Origin of the sequence: Streptomyces sp. NBC_00258, assembly GCF_036182465.1 — a bacterium.
Classification (GTDB): Bacteria; Actinomycetota; Actinomycetes; order Streptomycetales; family Streptomycetaceae; genus Streptomyces.
On sequence record NZ_CP108081.1, the window covers coordinates 6,467,148 to 6,492,738 of the forward strand.

21 protein-coding genes and 1 pseudogene are annotated in these 25,591 nt (G+C 71.8%); 9 read left to right on the plus strand and 13 right to left on the minus strand.

What is annotated here, in order from left to right:
• Nucleotides 1-44: 44 nt before the first annotated feature.
• Nucleotides 45-1,772 (minus strand): VWA domain-containing protein, encoded by a 1,728-nt coding sequence (locus OG718_RS28895; protein WP_328845553.1) that lies wholly within the window; start codon nucleotides 1,770-1,772, stop codon nucleotides 45-47.
• Between the two features lie 246 nt (nucleotides 1,773-2,018).
• Here OG718_RS28895 and OG718_RS28900 point away from each other — a divergent pair, with 246 nt between their 5' ends.
• Nucleotides 2,019-4,091 (plus strand): PhoX family protein, encoded by a 2,073-nt coding sequence (locus OG718_RS28900; RefSeq protein WP_328845554.1) that lies wholly within the window; start codon nucleotides 2,019-2,021, stop codon nucleotides 4,089-4,091.
• A gap of 148 nt (nucleotides 4,092-4,239) precedes the next feature.
• Here the strand turns inward: OG718_RS28900 and OG718_RS28905 are convergent, their stop codons facing one another.
• Nucleotides 4,240-5,163, minus strand: coding sequence for a LysR family transcriptional regulator (locus tag OG718_RS28905; protein ID WP_143641447.1), 924 nt, complete (start codon nucleotides 5,161-5,163; stop codon nucleotides 4,240-4,242).
• A gap of 227 nt (nucleotides 5,164-5,390) precedes the next feature.
• On the opposite strand from OG718_RS28905, the gene snpA reads away from it, so the two are divergent.
• The gene (gene snpA / locus OG718_RS28910; protein WP_143641448.1) at nucleotides 5,391-6,059 is read left to right on the plus strand and encodes a snapalysin; all 669 of its coding nucleotides are present in this window, start codon (nucleotides 5,391-5,393) and stop codon (nucleotides 6,057-6,059) included.
• Between the two features lie 114 nt (nucleotides 6,060-6,173).
• On the opposite strand, the gene OG718_RS28915 is transcribed toward snpA, so the two are convergent.
• Nucleotides 6,174-7,253, minus strand: a complete 1,080-nt coding sequence (locus tag OG718_RS28915; RefSeq protein WP_443055152.1) for an endonuclease/exonuclease/phosphatase family protein — start codon at nucleotides 7,251-7,253, stop codon at nucleotides 6,174-6,176.
• A gap of 212 nt (nucleotides 7,254-7,465) precedes the next feature.
• Entirely contained in the window at nucleotides 7,466-8,242 is a 777-nt protein-coding gene (locus OG718_RS28920; RefSeq protein WP_328845556.1) for an alpha/beta fold hydrolase, read from the minus strand.
• A 77-nt stretch (nucleotides 8,243-8,319) separates the two neighbouring features.
• Here OG718_RS28920 and OG718_RS28925 point away from each other — a divergent pair, with 77 nt between their 5' ends.
• A complete protein-coding gene (locus OG718_RS28925) occupies nucleotides 8,320-9,642 on the plus strand; it encodes an aminotransferase-like domain-containing protein (RefSeq protein ID WP_143641451.1) in 1,323 nt (440 codons plus the stop codon).
• Here the strand turns inward: OG718_RS28925 and OG718_RS28930 are convergent.
• From OG718_RS28930 to OG718_RS28940, 3 genes are all read right to left on the minus strand, one after another.
• On the minus strand, nucleotides 9,557-10,441 hold the full coding sequence (locus tag OG718_RS28930; RefSeq protein ID WP_260695531.1) for a hypothetical protein: 885 nt from the start codon (nucleotides 10,439-10,441) through the stop codon (nucleotides 9,557-9,559). The genes OG718_RS28925 and OG718_RS28930 overlap by 86 nt on opposite strands.
• 130 nt (nucleotides 10,442-10,571) lie before the next feature.
• Nucleotides 10,572-11,423 carry an ABC transporter permease gene (locus tag OG718_RS28935; RefSeq protein ID WP_143641452.1) on the minus strand — a complete coding sequence of 284 codons (852 nt, stop codon included), beginning with the start codon at nucleotides 11,421-11,423 and terminating at the stop codon, nucleotides 10,572-10,574.
• Complete coding sequence (locus OG718_RS28940; RefSeq protein ID WP_306939022.1) at nucleotides 11,420-12,466, minus strand: ATP-binding cassette domain-containing protein; 1,047 nt, start codon at nucleotides 12,464-12,466, stop codon at nucleotides 11,420-11,422. Before OG718_RS28940 ends, OG718_RS28935 begins: the two co-directional genes overlap by 4 nt.
• A 344-nt stretch (nucleotides 12,467-12,810) precedes the next feature.
• On the opposite strand from OG718_RS28940, the gene OG718_RS28945 reads away from it, so the two are divergent.
• Nucleotides 12,811-13,389, plus strand: coding sequence for an SH3 domain-containing protein (locus OG718_RS28945; protein WP_143641454.1), 579 nt, complete (start codon nucleotides 12,811-12,813; stop codon nucleotides 13,387-13,389).
• Between the two features lie 123 nt (nucleotides 13,390-13,512).
• Here OG718_RS28945 and OG718_RS28950 read toward each other — a convergent pair whose 3' ends face one another.
• A complete protein-coding gene (locus tag OG718_RS28950; protein WP_260695532.1) occupies nucleotides 13,513-13,908 on the minus strand; it encodes a hypothetical protein in 396 nt (131 codons plus the stop codon).
• 319 nt (nucleotides 13,909-14,227) lie between these two features.
• Here OG718_RS28950 and OG718_RS28955 point away from each other — a divergent pair, with 319 nt between their 5' ends.
• Nucleotides 14,228-15,400: a PP2C family protein-serine/threonine phosphatase gene (locus tag OG718_RS28955; RefSeq protein ID WP_328845557.1), complete on the plus strand. Its 1,173-nt coding sequence runs from the start codon at nucleotides 14,228-14,230 to the stop codon at nucleotides 15,398-15,400.
• Between the two features lie 154 nt (nucleotides 15,401-15,554).
• Nucleotides 15,555-16,784 carry a hypothetical protein gene (locus OG718_RS28960; RefSeq protein WP_328845558.1) on the plus strand — a complete coding sequence of 410 codons (1,230 nt, stop codon included), beginning with the start codon at nucleotides 15,555-15,557 and terminating at the stop codon, nucleotides 16,782-16,784.
• A 206-nt stretch (nucleotides 16,785-16,990) separates the two neighbouring features.
• Here the strand turns inward: OG718_RS28960 and OG718_RS28965 are convergent, their stop codons facing one another.
• Nucleotides 16,991-17,689, minus strand: coding sequence for a response regulator transcription factor (locus OG718_RS28965; protein ID WP_186001353.1), 699 nt, complete (start codon nucleotides 17,687-17,689; stop codon nucleotides 16,991-16,993).
• A gap of 108 nt (nucleotides 17,690-17,797) precedes the next feature.
• Nucleotides 17,798-19,045 carry an amidohydrolase gene (locus tag OG718_RS28970; RefSeq protein ID WP_306939025.1) on the minus strand — a complete coding sequence of 416 codons (1,248 nt, stop codon included), beginning with the start codon at nucleotides 19,043-19,045 and terminating at the stop codon, nucleotides 17,798-17,800.
• Nucleotides 19,046-19,246: 201 nt separating this feature from the next.
• Here OG718_RS28970 and OG718_RS28975 point away from each other — a divergent pair, with 201 nt between their 5' ends.
• Nucleotides 19,247-19,831 carry a TIGR03086 family metal-binding protein gene (locus OG718_RS28975; protein WP_143641458.1) on the plus strand — a complete coding sequence of 195 codons (585 nt, stop codon included), beginning with the start codon at nucleotides 19,247-19,249 and terminating at the stop codon, nucleotides 19,829-19,831.
• A 65-nt stretch (nucleotides 19,832-19,896) separates the two neighbouring features.
• Here the strand turns inward: OG718_RS28975 and OG718_RS28980 are convergent, their stop codons facing one another.
• From OG718_RS28980 to OG718_RS28990, 3 genes and pseudogenes are all read right to left on the minus strand, one after another.
• A complete protein-coding gene (locus OG718_RS28980) occupies nucleotides 19,897-21,240 on the minus strand; it encodes a helix-turn-helix domain-containing protein (protein WP_143641459.1) in 1,344 nt (447 codons plus the stop codon).
• A gap of 785 nt (nucleotides 21,241-22,025) precedes the next feature.
• Nucleotides 22,026-22,297 (minus strand): annotated as a pseudogene (locus OG718_RS28985) (VOC family protein); the annotation flags it as partial.
• Nucleotides 22,298-22,333: 36 nt separating this feature from the next.
• Complete coding sequence (locus OG718_RS28990) at nucleotides 22,334-23,461, minus strand: DNA polymerase III subunit beta family protein (RefSeq protein ID WP_328845559.1); 1,128 nt, start codon at nucleotides 23,459-23,461, stop codon at nucleotides 22,334-22,336.
• Nucleotides 23,462-23,751: 290 nt separating this feature from the next.
• Here OG718_RS28990 and OG718_RS28995 point away from each other — a divergent pair, with 290 nt between their 5' ends.
• Both OG718_RS28995 and OG718_RS29000 read left to right on the plus strand, forming a co-directional pair.
• Entirely contained in the window at nucleotides 23,752-24,762 is a 1,011-nt protein-coding gene (locus tag OG718_RS28995) for a permease (protein WP_328847849.1), read from the plus strand.
• On the plus strand, nucleotides 24,759-25,553 hold the full coding sequence (locus OG718_RS29000) for a TIGR03943 family putative permease subunit (protein ID WP_328845560.1): 795 nt from the start codon (nucleotides 24,759-24,761) through the stop codon (nucleotides 25,551-25,553). Before OG718_RS28995 ends, OG718_RS29000 begins: the two co-directional genes overlap by 4 nt.
• Nucleotides 25,554-25,591: the final 38 nt, after the last annotated feature.

The following is a 25,591-nucleotide window of genomic DNA, read 5'->3' on the forward strand; positions in this document are numbered from 1 at the left end:
TGTGGGTCGTTCCTGTGTGTTGTTCCCTGCGGGTCTACGTGGTTCTACGGGCGCCAGTTCGCCAGTACGCCCTCGTAGACCTCCGTGTCCGTGAGCTCGCGCGGGGTCGGGCCCGCGTGGAAGAAGGCGGTGTTGTCCGTCTTGAGCTTGCGGAGGTAGTCGAAGGCCTTGTTGTCCTGCTCGCCGAACGCGACGAAGGAGAAGAAGACGCCGGGGTGGTTCTTCGCCGCGTCCGTGAGGGACTGGGTCGCGGGGGTCTTGGCGTCCGGGGCGCCGTCCGTCTGGAAGATCACGAGGGCCGGGGCCGTGGGGGTGTCCGACTTCTCGTGGTGGGTGAGCACTTCCTGTACGGCGGCGTGGTAGCTCGTACGTCCCATGCGGCCGAGGCCCGCGTGGAGTTCGTCGATCTTGTTCTCGTGGTCGGGGAGGGCGAGTTCGCCGGTGCCGTCCAGTTCGGTGGAGAAGAAGACGACGTGGACCGTGGCGGCGGGGTCCAGGTGGGCGGCCAGGGCGAGGGTCTGCTCGCCGAGGGCCTGGGCGGAGCCGTCCTTGTAGTACGGGCGCATGCTCGCGGAGCGGTCGAGGACGAGGTAGACCTTGGCCCGCGTGCCGGCGAGGTTGTGCTTTTCGAGCGTGGAGGTCGCGGCCTTGTAGGCGGTGAGGAGGCCGGGGGCGTGGGCCTTGACCTTGGCGAGGGTGGTGGCGGGGGCCACCTCCTCGGACTCGGCTTCGCCTTCGTCCGCGTCCGTCTTCCCACCCGCACCGCCCGTGACGCTTTCGTCGTCGGCTGCCGGTGGCCCCTGTGGGGCCTCATCGCCGTCGGCGGCCACGGGCTCGTCCACCTGCGCGGTGACGGGCTCGGCCTCGGGGGCGACCTCGGCAACCACGGGCTCGGCCTCGGGGACGGCTTCGGCAACCACGGGCTCGGGTTCGGGCTCGACGACCGGCTCGGGCTCCGGGGTCACGTCGGCGACAACGGGCTCCGGTTCGACGACGGGCTCGGGCTTCACCTCGGCCTCGGCCTCGACCTTGGCCTCCGGCTCGGCGGCGACCACGGGCTCGGCCTTGGCTTCGGGCTCCGCCTCCGCCTCCACGACGGGCTCGGGCTTCACCTCGGCCTCGGGCTCGGCGACCTGCTCGGGCTCGACGACGGGCTCGGCCTTGGCTTCCACGACCGGCTCGGGCTCGACGACGGGCTCGGGCTCGACGACGGGCTCGGCCTTGGCTTCCACGACCGGCTCGGGCTCGACGACGGGCTCGGGCTCGACGACGGGCTCGGCCTTGGCTTCCACGACCGGCTCAGGCTCGACCACGGGCTCGGCCTTGGCCTCGACGACCGGCTCGGGCTCGGTTTCCACGACCGGCTCGGCCTCTGCCACCGGCTCAGGCTTGGTCTCGACGGCCGGCTCGGCCACCGGCTCAGCCTCGACCGCAGGCTTGGCCTCTGCCTTGGCCTCTGCGACCGGCTTGGCCTTGGCCTTTTTGGTCGGCTCAGCCTTGGTTTCCTGTTCAGCCGTCGGAGACGACTGCTTCGGGACCGTCACATTGTCGAAGGCCGCCGAAACCAGGTCCTCCACCACTGATGCCTTGGGCTCGGTGGCGGGGGCCGGCACTGTGGCCTCCGGCTCGGGAGCCGCAGGCGCCGGCTCGGGAGCCGTCTCCTGTCGGGCCGCCGGCACGCTCGGCTCGGCGGCAGGGGTGGCGGCAGCAGCGGCAGCGTCCCCCTTGCGTGACTTTCCGAACGCATTCCGCAGGCGGGTGAGAATGCCCATGTGCGCAACCCTTCGCATGAGTTGGTTCCGTCAATCCCTGGCCAGGACGGACACGTAAGGTTAGCCGCAGGATTTGGAGATCTTGGGCAGGGTCGATTATGCCCTCCAAGTTAGGTTTCCCTTACCTTCCCTTTGCCTCGGCCCCTCTGCGGACGGCGGGGGTTCACCCCTCGTTCATCTCGCGGCTGCGCCCCCGCACCGGCGTGCCCATAGCGTCACGCCGGACACAGACATAGGGGAGGGAACGTGCGCAACCTGCTGCCGTTGATCGGCTCGACCGGCTCACACCCGGGCGGCCGTTCAGAGATGACCTGTCGGTACCGCTGCGGTGACGCCTGCTTTCACCCGGCGCCCAACACCAGCGCCAACGAATACGTCGGCGACGTCATCGCCGGAGCGCTCAGCCGCCGTTCCATGATGCGCGCGGCGGCGGCCGTGACCGTCACGGCTGCAGCCGGGGGCGCGGTCGTCGGCGCGGGCACGACCCCGGCCGCCGCCCAGGCGCCCGAGGGCACGCCCGCCGCCTTCACCGGCGGCAGGGCCGCCCGCGGCCTCCGCTTCACGCCCGTCGCGCCGAACACCGCCGACGCCGTGACCGTCCCCGCCGGCTACGGCCAGAACGTGGTCATCCGCTGGGGCGAGCCCATCCTGCGCGGCGCCCCCGCCTTCGACCCGGACAAGCAGACCGCCAAGGCGCAGGCGGGCCAGTTCGGCTACAACTGCGACTTCCTCGCCCTGCTCCCGCTGCCGGGCGAGCGCGGCCGCCAGCTGCTCGTGGCGAACCACGAGTACACGGACGAAATCCTGATGTTCAAGGGCTACGACGCCGCCAACCCCACCCGCGAGCAGGCGGAGATCGCCTGGGCCGCCCACGGCTTGGGCGTCGTCGTGGTCGAGGAGGACCGCAAGAGCGGCAGGCTCACCGCCGTACCCCGTCACCACCTCAACCGCCGCGTCACCGCGACCACCGAGTTCCGGGTGACCGGTCCGGCGGCCGGCTCCAGCCTCCTCAAGACCTCCGCCGACCCGACGGGCAAGAAGGTCCTCGGCACGCTCAACAACTGCGCCGGCGGCGAGACCCCCTGGGGCACGACGCTGCACGGCGAGGAGAACTTCAACCAGTACTTCGCCAACGCGAGCCGGACGACGGACGCCCGCTACGGCATCGGCACCGGCGCCACCGAGCGCAAGTGGGAGCGTTTCGACAAGCGCTTCGACGTCGCCCAGGAGCCGAACGAGGTGCACCGCTTCGGCTACATCGTCGAGCTGGACCCGTACGACCCCACCTCGACGCCCCGCAAGCGCACCGCGCTCGGCCGGTTCAAGCACGAGGGCGCGACCATACGTCTCACGGACGACGGCCGCCCGGTCGCCTACTCCGGTGACGACGAGCGCTTCGACTACATGTACAAGTTCGTCGGCAGCAAGCGGATGCGCCACGGCAACAGCCGCTCCGCCCGCGAGCACAACCTGACCCTCCTCGACGAGGGCACCCTGTACGTCGCCAAGCTCACCGGCGACTCCCCGGCGACCGAGATCGACGGCACGGGCAAGCTCCCGGCGGACGGCGAGTTCGACGGCAGCGGTACATGGATCCCGCTGGCCACCGCCACCGCCAAGGGCGCCGTCTCACACGTCGAGGGCATGACCGCCGAGGAGGTGTACGTCTTCACGCGCCTCGCCGGTGACAAGGTCGGCGCCACGAAGATGGACCGCCCCGAGGACATCCAGCCCTCGCCGCACACCGGCAAGGTCTACGTCGCCCTCACCAACAACACCAACCGCGGTGTCGGCTCCAACGCCAAGGCGGACGAGGCCAACCCGCGCAACGCCAACAAGCACGGGCACATCCTGGAGCTCAGCGAGCGCCGCAACCGCGCCGACGCCACGACCTTCGCCTGGTCGCTGTTCCTCGTCGCGGGCGACCCGAAGGACCCGGCCACGTACTTCGCGGGCTTCCCGAAGGACAGGGTCAGCCAGATCTCCTGCCCGGACAACGTGGCCTTCGACCCGCACGGCAACCTGTGGATCTCCACCGACGGCGCCCAGCTCGGCTCCCACGACGGCCTGTTCGGCGTGGCGACGAAGGGCGACCGGCGCGGTGAGCTGAAGCAGTTCCTGACCGTGCCGAAGGGCGCCGAGACCTGCGGCCCCATCGTCCAGGACCGCCGCGTCCTCGTGGCGGTCCAGCACCCCGGGGAGATCACCGGGGCGACCGTCGAGAACCCCGCGAGCGTCTGGCCCGACGGCCCCGGAAAGATCGTCCGCCCGGCAGTGGTAGCGGTCTGGCGCAAGGACGGCTGCGACATCGGCGTGTGATGTAGAACGACGGTGACAGGGGGTGCCTTCCTCGGAGGAGGGCACCCCTGGTCCTTTGCTCTCAGGGGCGCGGGGCTGTATCGATTTGCGGCTCCGCCGCGTGGGCGCGACCAGCCCCACGGCGCCGCACTCGACACACGACCCGCACCTACACACCCACTCGATCCAGCCACTCCCGATACCCCGGCGCCTCCCGGGCAACCTCCGAGTACGCCTCCCACAGCCCGGGAAACACGAAGTCCAACTCCCCCTCCGTACGCGCCGCGAGCAACAGCCGCACACCCAGCGGATCCCCCTGAATCCGCCGCACCGCCATCTCCGGCCCGGGCTGGCACGTCGGCTGGCACACCGTGACGACCTCGCCGGTCGCGACCAGTGACGCGGCCGTGTGGTAATCCCCGTGCAGCACGCGGGGGTTGAGCCCCTCCGCCCGCAGCATCCGATGCACCGCGTCCCACTCGCCGTCCACCGTGGGATCGATCATCCAACGGTCCTCGGCCAGGTCGGAGAGCCGGACCTCGGCGCGGGCGGCCGCCGGATGGTCGGCGGGCAGGGAGACGAACTGCGGTTCGCGTTCGACCAGGACGCGCAGGGCGAGCCCCTCGGGAACCCGCAGCGGACAGCCCTCCACCTCGTGCACGTAGGCGACGTCGAGCCGGCCGTCGGCGAGCATGCGCAGCAGCGCGTTCGGGGAGACGTCCATCTGGAGGACCGGCTCCCGCTGCCGCGCGCGCAGCCGCCGCAGCCAGCCCGCGAGGGCGCGGCTCGCGGTGGAGCCGATCCGGAGCTGAGGGCCGTCGTCGTCCTTCGCGGCGGCCCGCGCCTCCGCGACCAGGGCACGCATTTCGGCCACCAGCGGGCGGGCACGGCCGAGGACGATACGGCCGAGCTGGGTCGGCCGGCAGCCGGTGCGTTCGCGGAGGAAGAGCGGGCCGCCGAGCTCCTGCTCGATGCGCTTGAGCTGAGTGCTCAACGAGGGCTGGGCCACGCCGAGTTGCCGGGCCGCCCGGTGCAGGCTGCCGGTGTCGGCGATGGCGCACAGCGCGCGGAGGTGCCTCACCTCGAGCTCCATGCGGTGAGCCTAGGACGGTCACACGAGCCGCACCAGACGCACAAACCCCGACCGAAGGGGGCGAGTTGGGTTGGATCACGATCGGTAAATGATCAGTAGTCGACTGTTGATGATCGTTTCTGACCGGGTGATAGCTGCGTCCTATCTCCGATTGCCATCATCACAGCCGTCCCACAGGCGCAGACACTCACCGATGACGACTTCACCCCCCACTCAAGGAGTCATCGATGCGACTGTCCACACGTCTGTCCACACCCGTTCTCTCGGCCGCGGTCGGGCTCGGTCTCACGGCCGCCGTGCTCGGGGCCGTCCCGGCCTCCGCGGCGCCCGCGCCCGTTGCCCCGGCCGCTCCCTTCGCGGGTTACAACGGTTCCGGCGAGGAGGCCAAGGCCAACAAGGCGTTCTTCGACGCGGTACTGAAGTCCGTGGCCGAGAAGCGCGCCGCGAACCCGAAGGCCGCCGCCGTCACCGTCGTCTACAACGCCTCCTCCGCGCCCTCCTTCAGCGCCGAGATAGCCCGCAGCACCCAGATCTGGAACAGCTCCGTCTCGAACGTGAAGCTCCAGTCCGGCTCCAACGCCGACTTCACGTACCGCGAGGGCAACGACTCACGCGGTTCGTACGCCTCCACGGACGGGCACGGCAGCGGCTACATCTTCCTCGACTACGCGCAGAACGAGCAGTACGACTCCACGCGCGTGACCGCCCACGAGACCGGGCACGTGCTCGGGCTGCCCGACCACTACAGCGGGCCGTGCAGCGAGCTGATGTCCGGCGGCGGCCCCGGCACGTCCTGCACGAACGCGAACCCGAACGCGGCCGAGCGGGCCCGCGTCGACCAGCTGTGGGTCAACGGTCTCGCGAAGGCGCTGGCGAAGGTGAACCAGGACCGGTAGGTCCCCCTGGATGTACCACCCCACCCCCCACTGGCGTGGGCCGTCCCTCCTGCACAGGGGCGGCCCGCGTCGCCTTTTCACTCCTGCCTCCGCCTCTTCTTCCGCCCCTGCCCCCTACGTCCTCTTGAAGAGGGTCAGGTCGACGACGAGCGCCCGGTGGTCCGTGTTGCCGAGGTCCAGGAAGCGGCTTCTGTTCGCCGAGAAGTCCCGGGACACCAGGACGTGGTCGATCTGGGCGCCGAGGGGCGGGGCGGTTATGGCCGGCCAGCTCGGCGTGCGGGCGTCGCCGGTGAGGCGGGCGGCGTCCCCGAAGCCGGCGTCCAGGACGCGGCGGAAGACCGCGTGGTCCTGGGAGGCGTTGAAGTCGCCCGCGAGGACGGTGGGCCGGGTGCGGTTCGCGGCCGCGTAGTCGCGCAGGTCGGACAGCTCCTCGCGCCAGGTGGACAGGTGGGCCGGGAGCGGCGGCATCGGATGGGCGAGCTGGAGCCGGATCTCGTTGCCCCTCACGTCGGCCGTGGCGCCGGGCATGCCCATGGTGGCGGGGATGCCCGCGGCCGGCTTGAGGGGATGGCGGCTGAGGATCACCGAACCGTCGGAGCCCGCGCCTTCGACCGCCTGCCGATAGGGATAGGAGCCCTCGCCCACGGCACCGCTCCCACTGTCCTCCGCGTCCCCTCCGCCTTCCTTGCTCCCCTTGTCCCCCGTGTCCTTCCCGAAGGCCTGCTCCAGCTTCTCCTCGCACGTGTACTCGCATTCCTGGACGAAGACGAGGTCGGGGCGCTGGTCCCTGATCGCGTCGATCAGGTCGTCCGTGGCCTGGCCGAACTCGACGTTCGAGGTGAGTACGCGGAGTTCGGCGACCGGGGTGCCGCTGGGCTGCGAGGTCTTTCCGTACGGCTCGATGTACCAGGCGAGCGCGGCGAGCACGGCCACGCTCCAGACGAGGCCGAGACGCCAGCGGGAGAGGGCGGCGAAGAGGAGGGCGACGGAGGTGGGGGCGAGGAGCCAGGGCAGGAACGCGAGCAGCTGGGGTACGGGGGTGATGCCGTCGGTGTCCGCGATGCGGCACCCGACGACCGTGCTCACGCCGGCGAGCAGCAGTGCGGCGAACCAGGCGCCGGCCCGGGTTCCGCCATGGCGCGCCACGGGGACGTCATCCGTCCACTCGTCCGCCTCAGCCGTCGCGTTGCGCAAATTCGCCCCCTTCCGTTTGCTGGATCCTCTCTCAAAGACGGGGGATGTGGGGGGACGGTTGAGGGCTGCTGCCGGGTGAGGGTCCGTCGTGGCTGGTCGCGCAGTTCCCCGCGCCCCTAAAGACACAAAAGCCAGGGGCGCAGCCCCGCTTTTAGGGGCGCGGGGAACTGCGCGACCAGCCCCCACCGGCCCGCAGTCGACATACGGCCTGTTCAGAGGCGGCCCAGGAGGGCCGACAGGGCCGCATTGAACTGCTCCGACTGTTCCAGGTTCGGCATGTGGGCCGATCGCGGGACGACCTCCAGGGCGGAGCCCGGGATCGCCGCGTGCATGGCCCGCGCGTCCGCCACCGGCGTGTACTCGTCGTCCTCGCCGACCACCACCAGCGTCGGAACCGTGACGCGGGTCAGGAGCTCGCGATAGTCGGGGCGTTCCGCCCGCCCCCGCAGGGCGGCCGCCGCGCCCTCGGGGGACGTGGCCGTCATCATGCGGTGCACGTGGGCCGCCACGTCCGGGTGGGCGTACGGGGCGACCATCCTGTGGAGGACCTCGTCGGCGTACGGGCGCATACCCTCGCGGAGCAGGCGGTCGGCCATGTCGTTGCGGGACTTCTTGCCGGCCGGGGTCTCGGCCGCGGGGAACGTGTCAGCCAGGACCAGCGCCCGGATGCGCTCGGGGAACTGCCGGTAGCACTCCATGACGATCTGGCCGCCCATCGACAGCCCGGCGAGCGCGAACTCGCGTACGCCCAGGTCGTCGAGGAGGGCCGCGATGTCCTCGGCGAACGTGGCGAGCGGAGTCACCCCGGGCACCACCGGGGACCTGCCGTAGCCGCGCAGGTCGGGGGCGATCACCCGGCGGTCCGGGGAGAAGGCGGCCACCTGCGGGGCCCACATGGTGCGGTCGAAGGGGTGGCCGTGGATCAGGACAAGGGGCACGGAGGTTGAGGCATGCGCGCCTTTGTCCTCGTACAGGAGGAAGGGAGCCATGTTCAGGACCCTAGATTCCGGGAACTCCTCGGTGCAATAAGATCTTTGCCCTCGGTGCAATCCAGGGAGGGGTGGGCGTGGAGGACTATCGGCGTATCGCCGACCGGCTGGCCGAGGAGATCCTCACGGGGCGGCTGAAGGCCGGTGAACGGCTGCCGCCGCAGCGGGTGTTCGCCCGGCGGCGCCGCATCGCGGGGTCCACCGCCGGGCGCGTGTACGGGGAGCTGGTGCGGCGCGGCCTCGTCGTCGGGGAGGTCGGGCGCGGCACCTTCGTACGGGCGGCGCCGGTGCCGTCGGGGCGGGCCCTCGCCGAACCGGCGACCACGGCGGCGGTCAACCTGGAGCTCAACTACCCGTCCGTGGAAGGGCAGTCGGAGCTGCTGGCCGAAGGGCTCGTGCCGTTGCTGCGGGCCGATGTGCTGGGCGAGGCGACCCGTACGGTGCCCGCCACCGGGACCGCCGCCGCGCGCGAGGCCGTCGCCGGGCTGCTGGCCGGATCGGGGTGGCGGCCCCACCCGGAGCAGCTGCTCTTCGCCGGGAACGCGCGGCAGGCCATCGCGGGCGCGCTCGCCTCGCTGGTACGGCCCGGCGGGCGCGTCGGGGTCGAGGCGCTGACGTATCCGCTGGTCAAGGAGATCGCGGCGCGGATCGGATGCGTGCTCGTACCGCTGGAGACGGATGGGGAAGGGCTGCTGCCCGGGGCTGTCGCGGCCGCGCACCACTCCGCGCCGCTCTCCGCCCTGTACGTCCAGCCGACCCTGCACAATCCCACCTCGGCCACGATGGGGGACGCGCGCAAGCGTGAACTCGCCGATGTGGTGCGGGAGTCGGAGCTGCCGGTCGTGGAGGACCGGATCTGGTCGTTCCTCCATGAGGAGGGTGTGCCGTTCGCCGCGTACGCCCCCGAGCGCGTCCATGTCGTCGACGGGCTGTCCAAGCGGGTCGCGCCCGGGCTGACCGTCGGTTTTCTCGTCGTGCCCGAGGGGCGAGCCGAGGCGGCGGCGGGGGCGCTGCGGTCGGGCGGGTGGACGGCGGGACGGTTCGCGCTGGAGGCGGGGACGCGGTGGATCCAGAACGGGGTCGTGGACCGGCTGGTCGCCGACCGGCGTGCGGACGCCGCCCGGCGGCAGCGGGTCGTCGCGGAACTGCTCGACGGATTCGCCGTACGCGCCGACCCGTCCGCGTACTACGCCTGGTGGGAGCTGCCGTCGCCGTGGCGCGCGGACACCTTCACGGCGGCCGCGGCGGCGCGCGGGATCGCGGTCACGCCGGGGTCCGCCTTCGCGGTGGGGGCGCACGGGGCGCCGGACGCCGTCAGGCTCGGGCTCGCGTCGGTTCCGGTGCCGGTGCTGGGACAGGCGCTGCGGACGCTGCGCGACGTCGCGCGTGATGGTCCATGAGCCAGGTCGCGGCGGCGACGGTGAGGCCGAGGGCCAGGATGAACCAGGTGGCCGTGCGAAGGGTCGAGGTCAGCGCGTCGTAGACGGTGCCGGCCGCCGCCCGGGAGACATGGGTGGGGAGGTCGGCGAGCGTCAGGGCGCGGCCGATGACCGTGGCGAGGGCCAGCAGGGCGGCGCCCAGGGCCATGCCGAGTGCCGTGGCCGTGACGGCCTGGCGTCGGCGTACGGCCAGCAGGATGCCGCCGACGGCCAGGGCGACCGCCGCCAGAGGGAGCCAGAAGCCTGCGATCTCCAGCACGTGGAACCCCTTTCGGAGCGTGCTCAGCTCCTGAGCCTCAAGGACCGTGATCTCGGTGTGCTCGACGGGGATGCGGTTCGCCAACGGCACCCGGTCGTAGGACAGCTGGGACTTCAGCTGCTGGGTGACGGGTGCCAGGTCGAGCGTGACGGCACCCTCGCGACCGCTGCGCAGGGCCCGCAGGACGGCGTCGTGCGCGGCCCGGTTCGCCGTGTTCCAGGCCGCGCGGAAGGCCTCCGTACCGGTGAACGACCGCACCGCCCTGCGTACGTACGCGCGGACCTCGCCCTCCAGCGGCCCGACCTCGATCTGGTTCATGACCCCGTCGGTGACCGAGTCGGCGATCGCGCTCTGTACGTCGGGCCCGGCGGCGAGGGGCGCCATCGTGTCGACGTACCGTCCGGTGTCGCCGATCTCGTACTTCGCCCATGCCGAAAGCCCGCCCAGCGGCACGAGGACGCAGGCGAGCACGATCAGCAGCGCCGAGAGGACTTTCCGCACCCCTCAAGCAAGAACCCCGGCCGTGCCCCCCGCCATCGGGGCACGGCCGGGGTGACTGCATCCGGGCCTGGATTGCGTTCTTCCGGGGGACACAGGGCCCCCGGAGAGCGCGTGCTGTGGCGCAACCGCGCTACTTGCGGTTGTAGAGCCGCATCGTGACCGGGCCGAAGACCGCGACGAACAGTCCGGCCCAGCCCAGCGACCACGCGATCTCCGCGCTCGGCCAGGAGCCGTCCATCAGACCGCGCACCGCCGAGGCCAGATGCGTGATCGGGTTGTTGTTGACGAAGGCCTGCAGCCAGCCCGGCATCGTCTCGGGGCGGACGAAGATGTCGCTCAGGAAGGTCAGCGGGAACAGGATCATCATGCTGACGCCCATCACCGACTTCTCCGTGCGCAGCAGCAGGCCGAACATGGTCCACACCCAGGAGAAGGCGAAGGAGAAGATCAGCAGGAGGACCACCCCGCCGAGCACCCCCTGGAATCCGCCGTCCGGGCGAAAGCCCATGATCAGGCCCACCGACAGCATCACGACCGACGCCATCGCGTAGCGCAGGGCGTCCCCGAGCAGATAGCCGACCAGCGTAGAGGGACGCCAGATGGGCAGCGAGCGGAAGCGGTCGAAGACACCCTTCTCGATGTCGATGTTGACCGCGAGGCCCGTGTACATCGTGATCATGGTGACGGACATGACGAGGATGCCGGGCAGCAGGTACTGGATGTACTCCCTCGGGGAGCCCGCCAGGGCGCCGCCGAACAGATACGTGTACATCAGCACCAGCATGATCGGGAACGCCGTCACGTCGAACAGCTGCTCGGGCACGTGCTTGATCTTGAGCATCGCCCGCCAGCCGAAGGTGAGGGACGTCTGGATCGCGTTCGGCCGCGGCGGGCGCTCGGTGGCGACGAGCAGCGCGGCCAGGCTCTCGGTACTGACCGGCGCGAGGTCGGCGGTTTCGGTGGTCTGGGTCGCGGTGCTCATGCCGTGGCCTCTTTCGTCTGCTGCTTCGTCTGCGACTGCGATGACGTCTCCACGTGGTCGGACTTGCCGGTGAGCGCCAGGAACACCTCGTCCAGACTCGGCTGGCCCAGGGAGAAGTTGTCGACGGTGATGCCCGCGTGGGCCAGCTCGACGAGGGCACGGGAAGCCTTCTCGGCGGCCCCGGCCCCGTTCGACGAGCCGTTCCCGACCCGGGCGGTCAGCGCCACCGGGTCCGGCTCCAGCTGTACGTCCGCGTCGAGAGCCTGCCGCAGCAGCCGCTCGGCGTCAGGGCGCTGGTGTGCGTCCCGCAGCCGTACGTGCACGGCTCCCGCGCCCACCGACGCCTTCAGCTCGCCCTTGGTGCCCTCGGCGATGACCTTGCCCTTGTCGATCACGGCGATCCGGGACGCCAACTGGTCGGCCTCGTCCAGGTACTGGGTCGTGAGCAGCACCGTGGTCCCCTGGGCGACGACCGCCCGGACGATCTCCCACACCTGGTTGCGGCTGCGCGGGTCCAGGCCCGTCGTCGGCTCGTCCAGGAACAGCAGGTCGGGGGTGTTGAGAATGGACGCGGCGATGTCGATACGGCGCCGCATACCGCCCGAGTAGTTCTTCACCTGGCGGGCCGCCGCCTCCGACAGGCCGAAGGCGTCGAGGAGTTGGGCCGCCCGGTCGTACGAGGCCTTCTTGCTGTGGCCCGTCAGCCGCGCCAGCAGCACGAGGTTCTCCGTGCCCGTCAGGTCCTCGTCCACCGAGGCGTACTGCCCGGTGAGGCTCACCCTGGTCCGTACGGCGTCCGCCTCCCGTACGACGTCGTGGCCGAAGACGTGGGCCTCGCCGCCGTCGGGGCGCAGCAGGGTCGCCAGCATGCGCACGGTCGTGGTCTTGCCGGCTCCGTTGGGACCGAGCAGGCCGTACACCGTGCCGGTCTCGATGCGCAGGTCCACACCGTCGACGGCGCGGTTGTCCCCGAAGGTCTTCACCAGACCCGCGGTCTCGATGGCCGGCCCGGCCCATTGGCCGGTGCGGTTCTTGCTCGTCATGTCGGTCCGCCCATCCGCGTCGTTCTCTCGGTTTGCTCGTGGTGTTCGAGGTCTTCGAGTCTTCGGGTGCTCTCGCGTCGCTTCCGTAGCTCTTCAAGGGTGCGTCCGCCGGCCTCGAAGAGCATCGGTCTGTCGACGCAGTCCTCGATCGGTCTCGAGATGCAGACCCTGCGACGCACGAAAACTCATCGGTGCGGGGGCGGGAGATTTTCACGTGGTCCGCGGGCGACGGATCCGGGCCGGGTCTCCATGGCTCTCCGCGGTTCTCCCCGGGCTCCAGTGGAGGGTTCACCCGAACGGGTGTTTCCTGGTTCTGGGGACGGAGGGGGAGAAGGAGGCCGATCATGGGCATCACTCCGGCCCTGCGGACCCTTGCGATCGCCCTGGTCAGCGGCGGTGTGCTGACGGTGGCCGCCACCGGTACGGCTTCTGCCGGTACGGCGACGGCGGGCGGTACGACCTCCGGCGGTTCGACCGCGGGCAGTTCCGGGAGCGGGGGCTCCGAGGACCCGGTCTGGGGCACCGTCGTCTCCCGCGGCGACCTGAATCTGCGGGCCCATCCCGACACCGGCTCGGCCGTGCTCGGGCGGCTCTCGCCCGGCAGCCAGGACCGCGTCGCCTGCGTGGCGAGGGGTACGCACGTGTTCGGCAACCCGCACTGGTACTGGCTCGTCGGGGCGCGTGCCTGGGCGAGCGCCGCGTTCGTGGACATCGGCGGGGCGGGGGTGCCGCGGTGCTCCGACCCCTGCGAGGGGGCCTGGAAGGACCGGTGGCACGACGGTTCGGGGGGCTGCAACGGCTGCGACGACGGTTCCTGGAGCTCCTCCGGCTCCTGGAGCGCGTCCGGTTCGTGGAGCTGGAGTTTCTCCGGCTCCTGGGACGCCTCGGGCTCGGGCTGGGAGTGGGTGCCCGGCGAGCGGTGAGTCCGAGGAGAACGGGTGGCCCGGGACGGGGAGATGTGGGTGAGGCCCGGGCCACCCGCGCACGTACACCGGCCTGTGCCCTCGGGCACAGGCCGGTGTACGTCGTGTTCGTCGTGCGCCGCTTCAGTCCTCGGTCGTGTAGTAGCGGTAGAACACCACCGCGAACACGCCTGCGGCGATCACGAGGGAGTGGCCCGCGGACTTGAGGATGCTGGCGTCCGTGAGGCTGTAGAGGAACCCGAAAGCGATGCCCGCGAACACCGCCCACGCGAGGGCCCGGGCCTCCCGGGGGAGGCGTGGGGCGACGGTGTGGATGCCGTGGGCGACCGCGGCGAACACGACCGCCGAGACCACGCCCAGGAGGACGTTCCAGCCGGTGATCGGGCCCGAGTGGCGGTCGATGCCGGACGTCCAGAAGCCGTAGACGATGCCGCCGATCGCTGGGATCGCGAGTTTCGCGGAGACCGCCGGTCTTGTGGCGGTGGGTGTGCGACGTGGTGCGGGTGCCGCGTGAGTCATCGGGCACTCCTCTCTTTCGCCCCTGCCTTCCAGAGCACACCCGGGGGAGGCCCCTGGCAAGTCGTGTGCGGGTGCGGGTGCGGGTGCGGGTGGGGGTTCGGCGTGGTGTGTCGGGTGCGGGTTCGTTTGGGCTGAGCGCGCAGTTCCCCGCGCCCCTGAAAGACAAAAGCCAGGGGCGCAGCCCCGCTTTCAGGGGCGCGGGGAACTGCGCGACCAGCCCCCACCCACCCGCACCCGAAAACGAGCCGGCGCCAGCCAAGGTGCAGGCAAGTAAGGAAGTCGGCGTGCGCCAAGCACCCGGTCGTGCTTCGCTGGGCACGTGAGCGGCGCGGATCCGGGCAGCCGCGCCCGGCGGCAGCAGCTTCTCCGGGTACGCGGCCGCAGCGTGGCCTGGGTACCACCCCTCCTCCTGCTCATCGCCATCGCGGTGGTCGACTGGAACACCTCGGGCGAGTTCAGGGTCATCTCCTGGATCGTCCTCGTCCCCGGCATCGCCGCGGCGATCTGCGGCGTCCGGGGAACGGCCGCCTTCGCCGTGCTCGCACTCCTCACGTACATCGAGGTGGACGCCTCCTGGCCGCATCAGGACCAGACCGGCCTGCCGGACTTCATCCTGGTCGCCATGGGCGGCGTCCTGGCGACCCTGGCGTGTGCCGTACGGGTCCGGGAGGAGCGGCGGATGCTGCACATGCGGGACGTGGCCGACACGACCCGCCGAACCGTGCTGCGCCCCCTTCCCACCCCGTGGGGCGGGCTCGACCACGCGGCCGTGTATCTGGCCGCCGACAGCGAGGCCCGCGTCGGCGGCGACTTCTACGACATCCAGCCCGGCCCGCACGGCACCCGGGTCCTCCTCGGGGACGTCCAGGGCAAGGGCCTGCCCGCGGTCGCGGCGGCCGCCGCCCTGCTCGGCACGTTCCGCGAGTCCGCGTACCACGAGGCCTCCCTGACCGTCGTCGCCGAACGGCTGGAGGTACGGATGGGCCGCCACCGCCAGTACGTCACGGACCTCGGCGAGGACCTGGAAGGCGACCCGGCACGGGGCGTGGAGCGCTTCGCGACCGCGGTCCTGGTCGCCTTCCCGCCCCCGGGCTCCCCCACGGGCCACATCGAGGTCGTCAACTTCGGCCACGAACCCCCGCTGGTGGCGGGCCCGCGCGGCGTACGCGTCCTGCCGCCGGGCGACGGCCTGCCGCTCGGTCTCTCCGGCCTGGCGGGGTCAGGCGCGGGCGTCCCGCCCGTCCGCAGGGTCCCCCTGGCCGCCGACGAGACCCTCCTCCTCGTCACCGACGGTGTCACCGAGGCCCGCGACGCCGACGGCGTCTTCTTCCCCCTCCACGAACGCGTGACCCTCGCCGTCTCCACCGACCCCACGACCGCCCACCCCCACCGCCTCGTCGAGCTGGTCCGCGAAGGCACCCTCCACCACACGGATCACGTGGCGGACGACACGACGATCTTCGCGGTGAGGGCAGGCGGAGCCGCCCCCTAGGGGGCGCGGGGAACTGCGCGACCAGCCCCCACGCACCCGCGGAGGCCGAACAAACCCCCACCACCCACCCCCTATCGCCCCCACCCCAACACCCTTTGCACCCGCACCGGTTACCGTGCAGACCGTGGTGATCCAAGGGCAGGAGACAACGGCGATGCCAGGAACCGTATTGCTGCTCGCAGCGTCGCCGACAGGCAAGAGCTGCCTCGTCGACGCAGCCTCCGTACTCCCCATACTCGCCGCCGTCGCCCCCGACGTGCTCTCCGGCACGGACACGGCGAACGTCGTCGAGCTGGCCGACCCCCTGGAACCGCAGGCCGTCCTCACCCGTCTGCGTGCCGCCGCGACGGCCCCCGGCCCGCTCACGGTCTTCCTCACCGGCCAGCTCCAGCTCGACCGCCGCCAACGGCTTCCGCACCTCGCGCTGGCCCGTACGACCCCCGCGACCGTCCGCTACACCGGGTTCCCCTGGCACTGGATCCGCGAGGAACTCCGGCTGCGCGCACCGGGCAGTACGACGGTCGTCGTCGACCTGCACACGGACGCGGAGACCTGGCAGCACCTGGCCACCCAGCCGCTCACCGTGGGACCGGGCGCCCTGCTGTACGGCCGCGTCGCCCCGCCTCCCCCGCGACGCGCGGTGGCGTCGCCCACGTACATGAAGTCCGTGGCCACGATCCTCCGCAGCGGCCACCGTCCCCCGCTCGCGCACCTCCACCAGCAGGCGCTGACACGGGCGGCGGGCGAGGACCCGGAGGCAGCCCGCCGGGACATCGTGCTGGCGGTCGACCCCACACAGCCCTCACAGCACGCACAGCCCGCACAGCCGCCCCTGCGGCCCGTACCGGGGTTCCAGCCCGCGCCCCCTCCCGTACCCGTGCCCGTGCCCGTCCCGATGTCCCTACCGGCATCCGTGCCGGCCCCCGCCTCCCCCGTGGTTCCTCCGACTCCGCCCCCGCCCTCCGACCCCCACGCCGAGATCACCGCAGCCGTCGAGAGTGGCAGGCACGCCGAGGCCGCGGAGCTGGCCGGGCGGCAGGAGCGGGAAGCGCTGAGGACGCACGGTCCCGGCGCCGACGAGGTCGTGCACTGGATGGAAGTACGGGCGGATCTGGCCATGTTCGCGGAGGACGCGGAGCTCAGCTGCCGGATCTGGCTGGCGGTGGCCGACGTACGGCTGGCCGCGGGGCAGGACCCGGGCGCACCCGGTGTCGAGGCGGCCGTGGACCGGGCGCATCACCAGTGGGGCCGTATCGGCGACTCCGCGCGGGCCCGTGAGCTCGGGCCCGCGCTGGCCGACCTGCGCCTGCGCGTTCCGGGGCGTCGGCAGGGAGCGCTGGACGATGTCCATCGGCACCTCAGCCGGCTTCAGGCACAGGTCTGACGAGGCTGAGCCTTTCCTCGTCGCCGGAAGGCGCCGGGGAGCGCGCTTCCGAGAAGCAAGTGAATCAAGCCAAGATCACGAATGGGTCTGGGCCTGATCAGAGTTCCCTCAGAAATCCCTATGCGAGTAGACGTCCCCCGGACGTGATGGCCGGGCACGGGGCGACGGTGCACCACCCGGCCGGGTTCTGCGCGGCCCGGCCGCGTTCAGTCCGCGCACAGCAGATAGCCCGTGCCGCGCACGGTCCGTATGAGCGCCTGCCCGGGACCGCCCAGTTTGCGGCGCAGGTAGTAGACGTACGTGTCGACGCTGCCCGAGCCCTCGGCGCGGTGGTTCCAGACGCGCTCCTGGATCTGGGCGCGGGTCAGCACCCGGCCGGGGTTCTCCATCAGGTAGCGCAGCAGGGCGAATTCGGTGGTCGTCAGGCTCACCGGCCGCCCGCCGGACCAGACTTCGTGCGTGTCGGCGTCGAGCCGTACGTCGCCGGCCAGCAGGCTGCGGCGTTCGGCCGAGCGGACCGAGGTGCGGCGCAGGAGCGCCCGGACCCGGGCCGCGAGTTCCCTGAGCTCGAAGGGCTTGGTGACGAAGTCGTCGCCGCCCAGGTCGAGTCCGCGGACGCGCTCGTCGACCGTGTCGCGGCCGGTGAGGAACATCACCGGCATGGTGTGGCCCCGCGTCCGCATCGTCCGGCAGACCTCGAAGCCGTCGATGCCGGGGAGGCCGACGTCGAGCAGGACGAGATCGGGGCTGTGGCGGGAGAGCGCCTCCAGCGCCTGGCGGCCCGTGGCGGCGCCGGTCACCCGGAAGCCGAGGAACTCCATCGCCGTGGTGAGCATGGCGCGCACGCTCTCCTCGTCGTCCACGACGAGGAGATGGGCGGGGGCAGGGGAGACAGGGGTGGTCATGTCCTGTTCCTTCGCTGTGCCGACCGTGAAGGTGGGGGGTTATTGAGGATTCAACCTCGGGGGGGGCGCACATCGTCACACGTACCGCCCGGTAGCGGGTAACACGTGTTACCGGGCAAACATCTCCAGCGCCCCCGACACCAGCGTCCGTACGCCGGGGCCGACCGTCGCCAGGTCGGGTGCGAAGTGCGGGCTGTGGTTGCTGGGCACGGCCGCGAGCTGTGCCATCAGGTCGCCCCCGGCCGCGCTCCCGGCCGCGTCCCACACCTCGGCGGGCGTGCTCGTCACGAACCAGTACGCGTACGGGAGCCCGCCCTCGGCGAGGAGCGGGAAGTCCTCGCTGCCCATGACGGGCCCGAAGTCGAGGACCGTGCCCGCGCCGAACACCTCGCCGTGCACGGCGGCCACCCGGCGGTCGGTGTCGACGTCGTTCACGGTCACCGGGAAGCTGCCGCCGACCGTCACCGTGGGCTCGCGACGGCAGCCGGCCGCCGCGCACTCGCCCGCGGCGATCCGCCGGATCGCGGCCAGCATCCGCTCCCGCACCTCGGCGGACTGCGTACGGAGGTTGAGGGCGATGTGCGCCTCGGACGGGATGATGTTGTGCCGCGTGCCCGCCTCGATCCGGCCGACCGTCAGCACGGCGGAGTCGCGGGCGGCCGTCTCCCGCGAGACGACCGTCTGGAGCCTCGTCACGATGTACGCGGCCGTCACCACCGGGTCCACGGTCGCCTCCGGCCGCGAGCCGTGCCCGCCCACCCCGTGCACGACGATGTCGACGTCCGTCGAGGCCGACATGATCAGTCCGGGCGAGTGCGCGTACAGCCCGGCGGGACCGGGGGCCGCGTGCTGGGCGAGCAGCACGTCGGGGCGCGGAAAGCGTTCGTACAGGCCGTCGTTCACCATCGCGGCGGCGCCCTCGCCGGTCTCCTCGGCGGGCTGGCCGACGACCAGCAGCGTGCCGTTCCAGGTGTCGCGCCCGGCGGCGAGCGCGTCGGCGGCGCCGGTCAGCCAGGTGACGTGCAGGTCGTGACCGCAGGCGTGCATGACCCCGGGCGTACCGGACGCGTACGGCAGTCCGGTCTCCTCGGCGACCGGCAGGGCGTCCATGTCGCCGCGCAGCAGGACGGTCGGCCCGTCGCCGTTGCGCAGCATCCCGACGACCCCGGTGCCGCCGATGCCGTCCGCCGTCTCGTATCCGGCCCCGGCGAGGCGCTCGGAGAGTCTCGCGGCCGTCCGGTGCTCCTGCCCCGACAGCTCGGGATGCCGGTGCAGATCCCGGTAGAGGTCCTCGAGAGCGGGGACCGGGAGGTCGGCGGTGAGGTCCAGCGCGGTGCGTGCGGCGGGAGAGGTCACCGGGCCAGGGTAAGTCCGTACGCCGCCCCGTGGACCGGGACGGCGTACGGGACGTGAGCGGCCGCCGACGCGAGGGGAGTGGGAGTGGCGTCGGCGGCCGCGGCCCCCGCATGACGCCCGGCATGACGTGGTCGTCGTGATGTGGTCGTCGTGACGTGTTTCTTCAAGACCGCCGTGTGCGGGCGCTCCTAGACTCCGGGCATGGATGAGATCGAGCTGCTTTCGGGTGTTCTGTCCAAGACCGGTGACCTCATCGAGGGTGTCGAGCCCGGGCGGCTCGGCGCTCCGACGCCGTGCGAGGAGTACGACGTCGAGACGCTGGTCGACCATCTCGTCGGCTGGCTGCTGCTGTTCGAGGCCCGCTGCCACGGCCGCGAGTACGACGCCGACCCCGCGCGGTACCGGTCGGGTCCGGACCCCTCCGGTGAGTTCCGGGCCGCGGCGGCCGGGCTGGTCGCCGGGTGGGAGAAGTACGGCTTCGACCGCGAGGTGGGCGTGACCGGCGACGCCGAGCTGCCCGCCGCGATGGTCCTCAACATGACACTCATGGAGTTCACGGTCCACGGCTGGGACCTGGCGGTGGCCACCGGTCAGCCGGTCCCCTTCACCGAGGAGGAGGCGGCAGAGATCCTGGCCCGCGCCGAGGTGACTCTCCCGCCGCAGTACCGAGGCAAGGGCAAGACCTTCGGCGAGATCGTCCCGGTGGCAGAGGACGCGTCGTCGCCGGACCGCCTGGCCGGCTTCCTGGGCCGCGACCCGTCACGATGGGCGCACCGCGCCCTTTAGGGGCGCGGGGAACTGCGCGACCAGCCACAACGAACCCGCAGATTCATGGCGCCCCCCGCGGAGCGTCACAGCGGCGGGTGGGCCGGCGCCGGGCCCAGCGTCGTGGTGCCCGGAGCAGTCCGGTGCCCGAGACCGGTCCGGTACGCGTCCAACGCCGCCTCGATCCGCCCCGTACGCCGCAGCAGATCACCCAACAGCCGGCACAGGTCGGCCAGGTCACCGGCCGCGCCCGCGCGTTCGAGCAGGCTGAGCGCACGCACGTAGTGCTCCTCGGCGGTCTCCGTGTCCCGGGTGTCCTCCGCGATGATGCCGAGCAGCCGGTGCGCGGCCGCGGAGTGGACGGCCCCGCGCTCCGAACTCAGGTCCCCGAGCACGTCGTGGAGCAGGGCCGCCGCCTCGTCCGACTTCCCGCGCCGGTGCAGCACGTCCGCCAGTTCCACCGCGACCTGGCTGGTGTAGAGCGCGGCGCGCTGGGCGGAGTGCATGGCCAGCGCTTCGCGCAACTCGTTCTCCGCGCGCTCCATGTCGCCGTTCTGCGCGTGCAAGTACCCGCGCATCCAGTGGCAGTTGGCGAGTTCCGTACGGATCTGGAGCTGGCGGTACAGCTCCGCCGCCTTGCCCAGGGAGGCGTCCGCCTCGGCGATGCGCCCCTCGGCGATCATCGTGCGGGCGACGGACCGGTGCATTCGGGCCAGGAGCGCGGGATCGGCGACCTGCGGGGCCAGCGCGAGCGCGTACTCCGCGGCCTGTGCGGCCCGCGCGTGCGCTCCCATGTCCATGTACGGCGCGATGACCGCCGCGTAGAGCAGCAGCAGGGCGTCCGGGTCGTGCAGCCCGCCACGGTTCAGCTCGTCGAGTGTGGACTCCAACAGGTAGCAGGAGTACCGGAGTTCGCCCGCCAGGTAGTGCGAGACGGCCCGGCCGCGCAGGGCCGGGACCCGGACGGGCAGCGGCGCGTCGGCGAGTCGTTTCTCCGACTCCTCGAAGCGCAGCCGGGCCGTCGCCAGGTCGCCCGTGTCCAGGGCGCATTCGCCGAGGCCCAGGAGCGCGGCCGCGCACTCGGCGTTCAGCCCGTGCGACTCCGCCTCCGCGAGCAGTGCGGTGTACTGCTCGGCGGCGACCTCCGCCTCGCCGGTCGCCAGCGTGCGCTGGGCGTCGGTGAGCCGCAGCCGCAGACCCGTGGCGAGGTGTGCGGGGCGCCCGGTGGCGAGCTCCTCGTACGCGACGCCGAGCCGTTCCGCGATGTGCCGCAGCGCCTCCTCGGAGGGCCGGACACGGCCCGCCTCCAGCGTGGAGACGTACGCGGGTGTGTAGGCGGGTTCCGCCAACTGCTTCTGTGTCAGCCCGCGTTCCGTACGCAGCTGCTGCACTCTGCGCCCGATGATTCCCGGGTCGTCGCGCTCGGCCATGGCGTAAGCATGCCAGCAAGTCGACTTACACCCGCACGCTATTCAACTTCCCGTTGAAAGAGGGCAGTTAAGACGGGCGGGCAGGCCGCCGATCGGCTCAATGCGACCCTTGCACCGGAGGCGAACACGCCCTAGGTTAAGCGGCGCGTTAAACGCACGATGACGCAGACTTAATACGCTGGCCTACGTTGACGATGCGAGGTTGTCGCCGTGTTCCGACGCATTGCCACGCGCTTCTTCCCTGCTCGGTTCGTGACCGCGCTGGGTGCCGCCGTGATCGCTTTCGCCGCCCTGATCAGTGCCGCTGAGGCGGGACCGCACTAGGGTCCCGCCTGGTGTTCTGATTGGTTGGGTGCGGGCCGGTGGGGCCGGTCGCGCCCACGCGGCGGAGCCGCACAATGTCACGGCCCCGCGCCCCTTGAAAGCACGGGGCGCTCGTCCCTGGAGTCAGCGGATCAGCATTCGCCGCGCCATACGATCTTGGTGATGCGGACGCCCGCAGCCGCGTTCACCTTGTAGGCGCCGGGGCTGGGCCCAGTTGTCTGCCGGATGGCGTCCTCGCTCTGTCGTGCGGTGTGCTCGGGGCTCTCTACGTCTGGACGGGAACGAGAGTTTGTGGGTCGAATGGGTGACCTTTGTGGCTGGTACTCGTTGGGTGCCGTGTCGGGGGTCTTCGGCCAGGTAGGGGTGAACGGGTGCGTCGGCTGCGGGAGTTGGCGGCGCCGTTCGTGGTGCCCGGTCCAGCTGGGGTGGCGATCCGGGACCGGCTGAGGGTGAGCGAGTCGGATGCGGCGGGCGCCGAGGGCGAGGATGCGCTCGATCTCGGCCTCCCGGTCCTCGGCGGCGGACGTGAGATCGAGGTGCAGCCGGTTCTTGACGACCTTGCGGTCCGTCACCGGCATGAAGCAGATCCCCACCGGCGCGGTCTCGTCCGGCCCGATCACGACCTCCCGCTCCCGCTCGGACAGGATCTGCCAGCCCAGCGCCCCCGCCCAGAACCGGGCCAGGCCGGGCAGATCGCGGCGTCGATGACGATGTGATGCAGGGCGAGAGGCATAACGGCCAGTGTGCCCGCGGATCCCCTGGACAGGGGCTAGTTGTCCAGGCGCACCGGCATCAGGAGCGAGAAGGTGTCCTCGGCGTCGGGCCGGCGGATCGCCAGGGGAGCCGTGGGAGCGCCGAACTCCAGCACCAGCCGGTCGCGGGCCCCGGCGGTGAGCGCGTGCAGCAGGAACTCGCGATTGACGGCGACATGGTTCCGGTCGGCGTCGCCCTCTTCGCCCCCTCCCCCCTCCTCGCCGTCCGCGCAGACGGTCACCGTGCCGTCGGCCGCCGGCCTGAGCACGCTGAGGTCGCAGGGCGTGCCGTCCGGCCCGGGCGTCTCGCTCGTACGGACGGGCCCGGTCTTCAGCGCCTCGCGGAACGCCGGTACGTCGACGACCGCGCGGCGCCCGGCCGGCAGGCGGACGAGACGACGGTAGTCGGGGAAGTCGTGGTCGAGGCACTGCCCGGCCGCCTGCCGGTCCCCGGCCTCCAGCGTCACGCGGTCACCGTCCACGGAGAGCCGGACGGGCCCCCCGCCGTCCTCGCCGTCCTCACCGCTCAGCAGCGCCCGCATCGCGTCGGCGAGCGGGGCGGGCACAATGACCTGTTCACGGGCCCCGTCGTGCCCGGTGGCGCGGGCCTGCGCGACGGCCATCCGGTACCGGTCGGTGGCCACGACCCGAAGCGCCCCACCCTCGATGTCGAACAGGATGCCGCCGAGCATCGGCAGCTCCGGGTCGGTACCGGCGGCGAAGCGGACGGCGTCCAGCGCGGCGGCCAGTTCGGCCGCGGGGACGGTCAGCCGGACGGCGGCGGTGCGGAGCGATGTCATGGGTTTCTCCCTGCCTTCGAGTAGCGCTCGGACCGCGGAGAACTCGCTGCGGGCATCGGACAACCCCAGTTCGAGGCGGCGCAGATGCGCCTGAAGCAGCTTCCGTACGAGGTCGGTGTCCGCGCCCGACCAGCCGGCCAGCACCAGCCGGATGTCCGGCAACGGCATACCGGCCCGGCGCAGCCGCGTCAGCAGGCGGGCCTCCTCGCACTGCTCGGGGCCGTACCAGCGGTAGCTGCTCACCGGATCCACCCAGGCGGGGACCAGCACCCCGGCGCGGTCGTAGAACCGCAGAGCACTCACACCCAGCCCGCTGTCCCGGGCCATCTCCCCGATACTGCGCATCTCGCTCTCCACATCCGGAACTCTGGGCCCTGCACAAGGTCGAGGGTCAACCACCTCCGACGGCCGGCCCGACAGTCCCGCCCGGCCCGACGGTGCCGCTCGGCCGACAGCCCGCTCCGGGCGAAAACGCAGACCCCGCACAGAACCACCGGTTAGCCTGCGCGAACGTACGACGGGTGAGGCAGGGGCGGGAAGCAAGGCACGTGGAGACAAGGGGCGTGGACACAAGAGGCGCGGCGGACCGGCAGGGTGCGGCCGACGGCGCCCGGGTCGTCGCGGACCGGCGGGGTGTGGCCGACGGGGTACGGCTCGTGGCACGGGTGCTGGTGTACGTGGTGGTCGGCGGGGTCGCGCTGGTCGTCATCGCCACCGTCGGGTCCGTACTCGGGCCGATGGTCGCGCTCGACATCGCGACGCCGGCCATGGCCGCCTGGTGGACCGTGTTCACGGCGGTCGCGGTGCAGGGTATTCCCTTCCTTCTCCTTGGCACGGTGGTGTCGGCGGCGATCGGGGCGTTCGTGCCGGAGCGGGTCTTCAGACGCGTACTGCCGAAGAACCCGGCGCTCGCGGTGCCCGTCGCGGGGGCGGCCGGAGCCGTGCTGCCCGGGTGCGAGTGCGCGTCGGTCCCCGTGGCCGACAGCCTGATGCGGCGTGGGGTCGCGCCGGCGGCGGCGCTGGCCTTTCTCCTCTCGGCCCCCGCCATCAACCCGGTGGTGCTCGTCGCCACCTCCATCGCCTTCCCGGGGAACCCGGCCATGGTCGGCGCCCGGTTCGTCGCCTCGCTCGCCACGGCGGTGGTGATGGGGTGGCTGTGGGTGCGGTTCGGCAAGGAGGAGTGGCTGCCGGGGGTGGCCGCCCGGCGCAAGGGCGGATCCGGAGCCGGTACGGCTGCTGGCCCGGGCGGCTGGCGGGGCTTCCGGGACGGACTTCAGCACGACTTCCTGCACGCCGGAGGCTTTCTCGTACTGGGCGCGGCGGCCGCGGCGACGTTCAACATCCTGGTGCCGCGGTCCCTGCTGGACGTGTTCACCGGTTCGCCCTGGCTCTCCGTCCTGCTGCTCGCCGTCCTCGCCGTCGTGCTGTGCGTCTGTTCCGAGGCGGACGCCTTCGTGGCCGCCTCACTCACCGGGTTCTCGCCGACCGCCCGTCTCGCCTTCATGGTCGTCGGTCCGATGGTCGACCTGAAGCTCATCGCCCTCCAGGCGGGGACTTTCGGGCGGGCGTTCGCGGTGAGGTTCTCGGCCGTCACGTGGGTGGTGGCCGTGGTGAGCAGTGGGGTGGTGGGCTGGTGGCTGCTGTGACGACCCGACCGCGTACGCGTCTGAGGCCGCGTCCGCAGGGGGTGCTGCTCATCCTGTGCGGCGCCGCACTGCTGCGGATCGCCCTCTTCAGCGAGCTGTACCTGCGTTACGTGAAGGAAGGGCTGCGCCCGTACCTGGTGGTCTCGGGCGTGGCACTGGTCGTGCTGGGCCTGGTGGGCATGATCCGCCGCGACGAGGACGAGGACGAACACGAGGTCCACGACGAAGACGCCCAAGACGCCCACGCGGGGCATGGCCAAGACGCCCCCGCCGGGCACGACCACAACCACAACCACACCCGCAACCCGCGCATCGCCTGGCTCCTCACCGCCCCCGCCCTCGCCCTCCTCCTCTTCCCGCCGCCCGCCCTCGGCTCGTACAGCGCCGGACGCGAGGAGGACAGGGTCGCCGCCCAGGGCACCGGCACCTTCCCCGAACTGCCCGCCGGGGACCCCGTCGACCTGACGCTCGGCGCGTTCGCCTCCCGGGCGGAGTGGGACACCGGGGCGTCCATGAAGGACCGCACGGTCCGCCTCACCGGCTTCGTGACCCGCGACGACGACGGCACCTGGTACATCGCCAGGCTCCTCGTCACCTGCTGCGCCGCCGACGCCCAGGCCCTGAAGGTCGAAGTCCGCGACGCGGACGCACCCGCCGCCGACGCGTGGGTGACCGCAACGGGAACCTGGCACCCGACGGGCAAGCCGGGCTCAGACGAGGCCCGCCCGGTCCTGGACGCCACGTCCGTGAAACGGGTCCCGGCACCTTCGGATCCGTACGAGAAGCGTTGACCGGTTGTGTGTGGGGTGCCGGCCGGTGGGGGCTGGTC